The following is an 8,119-nucleotide window of genomic DNA, read 5'->3' as shown; positions in this document are numbered from 1 at the left end:
TTATCGGGAATAAACGTGCCCGACCGACCCTTGCGCAGCTTGGGGCATGCCCAAAATATTAAAATTAATTGACCGATCGTAAACCGAATGATCAATTAAATATGTATCGCTCTGTTGTCAGTTGCAGCAAGTGCAGCTTCTTTTAAGGCTTCAGTATAGGTTGGGTGCGCATGGCAGGTACGTGCAATATCTTCTGCAGATGCACGGAATTCCATGGCAATAACCGCTTCAGCAATCATATCAGCAGCACGCGGACCAATCATGTGTACACCTAAAACTTCATCCGTAGCAGCATCTGCTAGCACCTTAATAAAACCATCAGTATCCATACTTGCTTTCGCACGTCCACTGGCTTTGAAAGGGAATGAACCTGTTTTATACTTAACTCCTTTTTCTTTTAACTGCTCTTCGGTTAAACCTACTGAAGCAACCTCTGGCCATGTGTATACTACACCTGGGATTAAGTTATAATTGATATGCGGTTTCTGGCCAGCAATTGTTTCGGCAACATAAGTACCTTCATCTTCTGCTTTGTGCGCCAGCATTGCACCTGTAATTACATCACCAATGGCATAAACACCTTTAACCGAAGTTTCTAAATGCTCGTTAACAGGGATTTTCTTGCCTCTCTCTTCTATAGTGATTCCGATTTTATCTAAACCTAAACCTTCGCTGTAAGCGGTACGGCCAACAGCAACGATACAATAATCAGCATCTAAAGAAATGGTTTCGCCTTTTGGTGTTTCGGCAGTAACGGTTACGGTTTTACCTTTGGTGGTAGCTCCGGTCACTTTGTGGCCCATATAAAACTCCATGCCTAAAGTTTTCTTTAAAACACGTTGAAGTTCTTTACCCAAACCTGCATCCATCGTACCAATGATTGATGGCAAAAATTCAACTACAGAAACTTTTGTACCTAAACGGGCGTATACCGAACCCAACTCTAAACCGATTACACCACCTCCGATTACAACCATCGTTTTTGGCACTTCTTTAATGTTTAAAGCTTCGGTAGAAGTAATGATGCGTTTTTTATCGATTGGTAAAAATGGTAGAGCTGTTGGTTTAGAACCAGTGGCAATAATTACATTTTTAGCCGATAATGTTTCGGTAGAACCATCAGCTTTGGTTACCAAAATGGTATTTTTATCTACAAAAGAACCTACACCTTCGAAAGAATCGATTTTGTTTTTCTTAAAGAGATAAGTGATACCAGCTGTATTCTGAGCAACAACATCGTCTTTACGGGCGATCATCTGTTTCATATCAACCTTTAAATCTTTTAAGTTGATACCGTGCGTAGTGAACGTGTGGGCAGCGTTGTGATAGTGCTCTGATGAGTCTAACAAAGCTTTAGATGGAATACAGCCTACGTTTAAGCAGGTACCTCCAAAAGTTTTATATTTTTCAACAACTGCAGTTTTTAAACCTAACTGAGCACAACGGATTGCGCCTACATAACCGCCCGGCCCTGAACCGATAACAACGACATCGTATTGCATAATTTCTTGATAATTTTAATTAGCCAAATGTAGGGAAAAAAGGCGGAAAGCTGAAAGCCAATTGGCCAATAGAATGTTAGGCTAAAGCCTTAAGGGCTATAGGTTGTTAAGCTTAAGAAACATTTTACTTTACGACGATAAAAACAATAACAATCCCAGATAGCCCCGCTCTTGCAGGGCTTCTTTTGAACCAGAAAAGAAAGTTGTCTTAAATTATGCGTCACTCGATGCCTCCTGACTAAATTACTCAAGCCTACCCTGGGTGTATAGCTATAACAGGATAAGACAAGGTATCTATCAGAATGACACCAGATTAACAGTAAGTCCGCAGCAAGTCCGCATATAGTCCGCGTTATTAAGCCTAAATGCGGACTATAAACGGCTACTTATCAGATTTGTAGTACATCTGTGTGCCAGCTGATCTAAACCATTTGGCTTTCTGTATGGGCTTACTGTCGGTATTCAGATCGGGATGATTTTAATTTCTGGCCATAGGAAAAAAAATGGTCCGGCAAAACCTGAGCCACCCTGCATTTCTTATCAGTCACATCCTTAATCTGCTTGTCCGAAAGTGAGCAGGTTGCTATCTGGATCGAGCATCGAAAATTCTTTTTGCCCCCAGGGTTTAGTTTGCAAACTTCCATTTGGATGGATGCTTTGTTTGGTATCCAACATCGATTGGTATAAGCCTGCTATATCATTTGTACGGATGTACACCTGGCCATAGTTTTCTTTGGGTTCGAGTGCTTCGAATAAAAAAAAGTGAATTTGCACATTATCCTTTTGTACCATCAGGTAATCCTTAAAGTCAGCAGCTCCAATATCTTTAAAACCCAATTTATTCACATAAAATTCTCTCGTGATGCTTTTATCACGCATGGGCAGTTTTGGATTAATTTCTGTAAGCATATGTTTTTATTTCAAAAATGGACATTTTTTTGAAAAGCCGCACTTGATCGAGATCAGGAAATTTAGTGCTTTGCCCGCACCCGGCTCAATGTTTCGGGACTGATTTTAAGATAGGAAGCAATCATTTTCACGGGAAAAACCTGTACAATAAGTGGTTTGGCTTTTGTGATGTAACTGTATTTTTGGACAGGAGTTAAGGCATTGTCAAACAGATAAGTTCGGTTACCGGCCTGATCGAAAAGCCTACCCAAACCCAAAAACGACTGCGACCTGGCAATCAGGCTGTGTAGGTTGATTAAGCTCAATTCCAGTACATCCGACTCATCAAATGCTTTGATCGTGGTATTTGATGGCACTTGATTGATCAGGCTGGGATGATTAAACATCCATTCCTCTGGCAAATGCAGATCGATAATGGTTTCAGTTATTCCATCAGAATGAAATTGAAAAAAAGACCCTGATAGAATAAAATAAACAGATTTGCAAATCTCACCTTCGGGCAAAAGTATATCGTTTTTATGGAACGACCTTTGGACAATATGTTCTTCAAAAAGAAGCACATCGCTAGCTGAAAACTGCCCAACACTATTTAAAATTTCCTGGGTGGTCATATTACATTACATCAATCCCTTTTCCAACATAAATGTTTTGGCATTTGCAAAGCTGAGGAACAGCTCATCTGCGATCTTTAACTTTTGATGGGCACGCACATTATTCTGAATGGCATAACAGGTAATACCTGCCGCCAGCGCCGATCTAACACCATTTAAGGTATCTTCAAACACAATACATTCATCCTTTTCTAAACCCAGGCGCTCCACACAGAGGTTGTAACTTTCAGGATCGGGTTTAGATTTACTCACATCTGTACGGGTAATAAACACACTGAAGTATTTGGCCAGGCCGTTCCGTTCAAAAACAGCTTCTACATCCATTTTCGGACTGGCGGTAACCACGGCAAGCGTAAGTCCTTTTTCATAAACAAACTGGATAAATTCCAATGCATAGGGCATTAAAGCAATATCAGTTGATCTGAAACCATCAAAAGTGATCTTTTCCCTTCTGTTGATAAAGCCCTCCAATTCCTCGTCAATTTTGTATCGGTCGATGATGGTTTTTGCATTTTTAGGTAAGGGAATTCCGGCATAATTGCTTAACCAATCTTTAAAATCAATAGCAACTCCATAACCGCATAAAAAGGTATTCCAACAATCGAAATGAAACTTTTCTGAATCAATTAATGTCCCATCTAAATCGAACAACAACGCTTTTATTTTACTCATGATATATTTTTAAAGGAACTGGCTTAAGGGATGATCTCGAAAAGAAAAAATTGCTGCACCTGCGATTTTCCGAAATTATTATCGACGCAAAAAATCAGAGATTGATGTCCGTTAGGTAATTTCGGACCGAAGGTTACCCCTTCAAAGTTATCGATATGCCTGTTTAAAGTATCAAAATCGAAAAGTAACTTTTTGGTTAAGGGTTTTGGTGGTTTTTGTATAAAAGATGTATTCTCGATTTCGTTTTCAGCACCGTTTAAATCAACCAGATACAATTTTAAAAAAGTATGGTCATCATGCCCTTTCGCCCAGGCCCGCTCCATTACCAAAAGTGTATGATCGTTAACCGCTAATATTTCGGAGATTCCGTTTACATTCCAGTCATTTTCAACAGTAGGCTGAACAGGCAGGGCATCAAGCTTATAGGCATATTGTGCAACATTCTTTTTAGTTGCCACATCGAATTTCAAAATCCGGGTTAAAGCCTTGTCATAGCCAAAAGAAGACTGTGGCCCATCCTGATACAAGGGCTCTTCTAAACTGGCGTATAATGTTTTGTAGTTGTTGGCATAAGTCAAGCCTTCAAACAAGGCATTCTTCCTCGGACCATTTTCCGTTTTTGTGAAATGAAAACCTCTGGGCAGCGGAATGGTATTAAGGAATTTCCCTTCAGTAGAAATAAAAGTCAAACTGGGTTGAACGATTATCGTATCTCCGTTTTTAAACAGCCTTTCACCTTCACTACTCCAGATTAACTGTTTGTTTAATGGGTTATAACGTACCGATTCGCCATCTGGCTTAACACTTTTATCGGTACCATATTTAGGATATGGTTTTCCATTTTCCTGCAGCATATAGGTAAGCCCCGTGATGCGGACGGTATCAATTTTATTTTCTTTTAGATCAATCTGTGCAGTATAAATCCTGGCCGGACTAAACTGCGATGGATCATCGCTGATCAGATAATATTGGTTTTGCTTTACATCATAATCTATCCCCGATAAACCACCAACAATAGTATTCTGGAAAGTTGCGTTTAAGGGCATGATGTATTCGTTTAAAAACTTAACAGACGAAATACTGGTCTCTTCCTGTTTAACTGCAACATACCTGGTTGTAGAACATGACGAAAGCACAACAACAAAAAAGGCATAAACAAAAGAAAGCTGATGTATGGGTTTCAAATCGATATGTTTAGACCGTAAAAATATGGATTTTTGACGGCTGGAGGTACGCCACCCTGAATTTTAATTGTGGTGTTAGATGTTACCATCTGACACGGAGTGGATTTAATGAAAAACCTCCATTTTCTACAAAAATGAAACAGTCGGATGTTACCATCCGACTGCATATCATGTGATGTCAGATGTTATCCTCCGACACAGATAAAAATTAAGCTTAAAACAACTTACCAATCACACGATAAGTAATATTCGTTCCATCTACTATTTCTTCATAATACACATCATCAGGTGAAACAAAATACTTTTCGTTTTTAATGGTTACTTCTCTAGATCCCTCCGGCAACTCGGTAATAATATCGCCAATGTTGTGTGTATCAACCAGACCATCAGTTGTATTTAGAACCCCGTCTTTTCCGGCAACCACATATATGGTTTTACCGTCGGCATTTTCCTTTTGTGTATAATAAACGCCTTTATATTCGTAATAATCAACACCGTTAATGGTCACCTGATTTGCATCCGATGGCAAGTTTGGCACTTCAGCACCAACCGGTGGCGTTACCACCTCATATTGACTATCATTTTGTTGATAGAATAATCCTCCGGAATAATAAAACTGATTGGCACCATAGTAAAATGGATAATATCCATAAGGCAATACACTAATTCTGAACCCTAAAAACGGTCTGTAAAAATTGTAATAACTGTAGTATGGCCTGTAATAAGGTCTTCCATATCCCGGGCGATAACCATACCCTGGTCTGCCATAACCTGGCCTACCATAACCCGGGCGATAACCTACACCCGGACGGTTACCAGGTCTGTTATAACTATAATTTGGTCTTGATCCGCGGCTACTATTACCTGGTGAATAACTGCCTCTACCTGGTACCTGCATAGATGGTTGTCTGGAAATAGAACCTCCACCTCTCGATGGGCCTATAGAACCAGATCTGCCGCCACCGGAAGAACCTCCGCTCCTGCTTGGTCTTTGCGCAGAAACGCTTTCGATACTTAAGGTTGCAATCATCGCTGCTGCAGCGAAAACAACCAATGTTTTATTTAATAACCTATTCATTTTATTGTGTTTAATTCGATTATCTATATGACGATGAAAATCCTTAAAAGATTATCCCTTAATGATATTTAACTAAATTTTGATAAAGTGATGACGAATGAAGCATCTGATATTTAAACCTGATGCAGAAGGGAAAGGCCGAAACCCATCCTGTATCGTACATCTGCCATTATACTTCTTCCATCTTTCCATCATTAACAAACCTTTTACGGCTTGTTTTTTTTAATCAATCGTGAATCACCTATATTTAAATTTTATTTCTAAAAACTAAACAAATGAACTTTACCAGAATTTTCAGCCTTCTATTTTGTCTGTTTATTTCTAATGAATTATTGGCCCAGCAAACTGATTCGGCATACGTTAGAGAAAATTACACCAAAATAGAGCGCCAGATCCCCATGCGAGATGGAGTTAAACTATTCACTTCCATTTATATACCCAAAAATCAATCCAAAAAATATCCCTTTTTAATTAACCGCACGCCGTATACCGTTGCGCCCTATGGCGAAGATAAATATAAGCTTAGTTTGGGTAATTTCCCCGCGATGATGCGTGAAGGATTTATTTTTGTTTACCAGGATGTGCGTGGCCGTTGGATGAGTGAAGGCACCTTTGCCGATATCCGTCCGCAAATAGCTGGGAAAAAAGGCAAAACCGCCATTGATGAAAGCACCGATACCTACGATACCATTGATTGGCTGGTTAAAAATGTAAAAGGAAATAACGGCAATGCAGGGATTTATGGCATTTCGTACCCTGGTTTTTATTCCACTACTTCGTTGCCAAATGCGCATCCGGCTTTAAAAGCCGTTTCGCCGCAGGCTCCGGTTACCGATTGGTTTATGGGCGACGATTTCCACCATCGTGGCACTTTATTCTTAATGGATGCCTTTAGTTTTATGGGCAGTTTCGGTGTTCCACGTCCTAAACCCATTACGCCCGATAAAGGACCTAAAGGTTTTCAGTTTCCTATACAAGACAATTACCGTTTCTACCTGGAAGCTGGATCAGTTAAAAACCTAAAAGACAAATATTTTGCAGATAGCATTAAATTCTGGAACGACTTATTTAAACATCCGGATTTGGATACCTTCTGGAAAGCGCGATTAATTACCCCGCACTTAACCAATGTAAAACCTGCCGTGATGGTAGTAGGCGGCTTTTTCGACGCCGAAGATGCTTATGGAACCTTTGCCACTTACAAAGCAATCGAGAAACAAAACCCCGGCGCCAATAACATCCTGGTGGCTGGCCCCTGGTTTCATGGCGGCTGGGTACGCAGCGATGGTTCTTATTTTGGCGATATCCCTTTCGGCAAAACCACCAGCATCGATTACCAGCAACAATACGAACTCCCTTTCTTTAAACATTATTTAAAAGGTGAAGGCGATTTTAATGCTGCTGAAGCAAATATTTTTGTAACGGGCAGCAACGAATGGAAAAAGTTTAAAACATGGCCTCCACAAGAAGTAGAAAGCAAAAACCTGTATTTACAGCCTAACGGAAAACTGGCTTTCGAAAAAGTAGGCAGAACCGATAGCTGGGACGAATATGTGAGCGACCCGAACAATCCGGTACCTTATCAGGATGGCATCCAGGCCAAGCGTACGCGTGAGTATATGATCGACGATCAGCGTTTTGCCGCCCGTCGCCCTGATGTTAAAACTTACCAGACTGATGCTTTAACGGAAGACATTACGTTAACCGGACCTGTTTTAGCCAACCTTGTAGTTTCAACTACCGGAACAGACGCCGATTATGTAGTGAAACTGATCGATGTTTATCCTGAAGATGCGCCAAACCCTGTACCTAATCCAAAAAATTTAATAATGGGTGGTTACGAAATGTTGGTACGTGGCGAGATTATGCGTGGTAAATACCGCAACAGTTTCGAAAAACCCGAAGCTTTTGTACCTGGTACCATTACCAAAGTAAATTATCCACTGCCAGATGTTGCACATACCTTCAAAAAAGGGCATAAAATCATGATCCAGATTCAAAACTCCTGGTTTCCTTTGGCCGATCGCAATCCGCAGAAATTTATGGATATTTATCAGGCAGAACCACAGGATTTCCAAAAAGCCACACATAAAATTTATCACGACGTGCATAACAGCTCGTATATAACCGTTTCAGTGTTGAAATAAAGCGAAAACCCTCGCG

The 8,119-nt window shown here is 40.3% G+C and carries 7 protein-coding genes; 1 reads left to right on the top strand and 6 read right to left on the bottom strand.

The genetic code is table 11. The features are described from left to right. Positions 1-95: 95 nt before the first annotated feature. The 6 genes from lpdA to R2S57_RS25530 form a co-directional block, all read right to left on the bottom strand. Positions 96-1,502, bottom strand: coding sequence for a dihydrolipoyl dehydrogenase (gene lpdA, locus R2S57_RS25555; protein WP_316847757.1), 1,407 nt, complete (start codon positions 1,500-1,502; stop codon positions 96-98). Between the two features lie 552 nt (positions 1,503-2,054). Beyond that, positions 2,055-2,411, bottom strand: a complete 357-nt coding sequence (locus R2S57_RS25550; RefSeq protein ID WP_316847756.1) for a VOC family protein — start codon at positions 2,409-2,411, stop codon at positions 2,055-2,057. A 62-nt stretch (positions 2,412-2,473) separates the two neighbouring features. After that, on the bottom strand, positions 2,474-3,022 hold the full coding sequence (locus R2S57_RS25545) for a cyclic nucleotide-binding domain-containing protein (protein WP_316847755.1): 549 nt from the start codon (positions 3,020-3,022) through the stop codon (positions 2,474-2,476). 6 nt (positions 3,023-3,028) lie between these two features. Then, on the bottom strand, positions 3,029-3,694 hold the full coding sequence (locus R2S57_RS25540) for an HAD family phosphatase (protein ID WP_316847754.1): 666 nt from the start codon (positions 3,692-3,694) through the stop codon (positions 3,029-3,031). A 23-nt stretch (positions 3,695-3,717) separates the two neighbouring features. Beyond that, positions 3,718-4,878, bottom strand: coding sequence for an esterase-like activity of phytase family protein (locus tag R2S57_RS25535; RefSeq protein WP_316847753.1), 1,161 nt, complete (start codon positions 4,876-4,878; stop codon positions 3,718-3,720). A gap of 214 nt (positions 4,879-5,092) precedes the next feature. Beyond that, entirely contained in the window at positions 5,093-5,956 is an 864-nt protein-coding gene (locus R2S57_RS25530) for a DUF6515 family protein (protein ID WP_316847752.1), read from the bottom strand. 275 nt (positions 5,957-6,231) lie between these two features. On the opposite strand from R2S57_RS25530, the gene R2S57_RS25525 reads away from it, so the two are divergent. Beyond that, positions 6,232-8,103, top strand: coding sequence for a CocE/NonD family hydrolase (locus tag R2S57_RS25525; protein WP_316847751.1), 1,872 nt, complete (start codon positions 6,232-6,234; stop codon positions 8,101-8,103). Positions 8,104-8,119: the final 16 nt, after the last annotated feature.

The organism is Pedobacter psychrodurus (genome assembly GCF_032678585.1).
GTDB classification, from domain to species: domain Bacteria; phylum Bacteroidota; class Bacteroidia; order Sphingobacteriales; family Sphingobacteriaceae; genus Pedobacter; species Pedobacter psychrodurus_A.
Note: the sequence above shows the minus strand (reverse complement) of the source record. Positions and strands in the feature narration are given on the sequence as shown.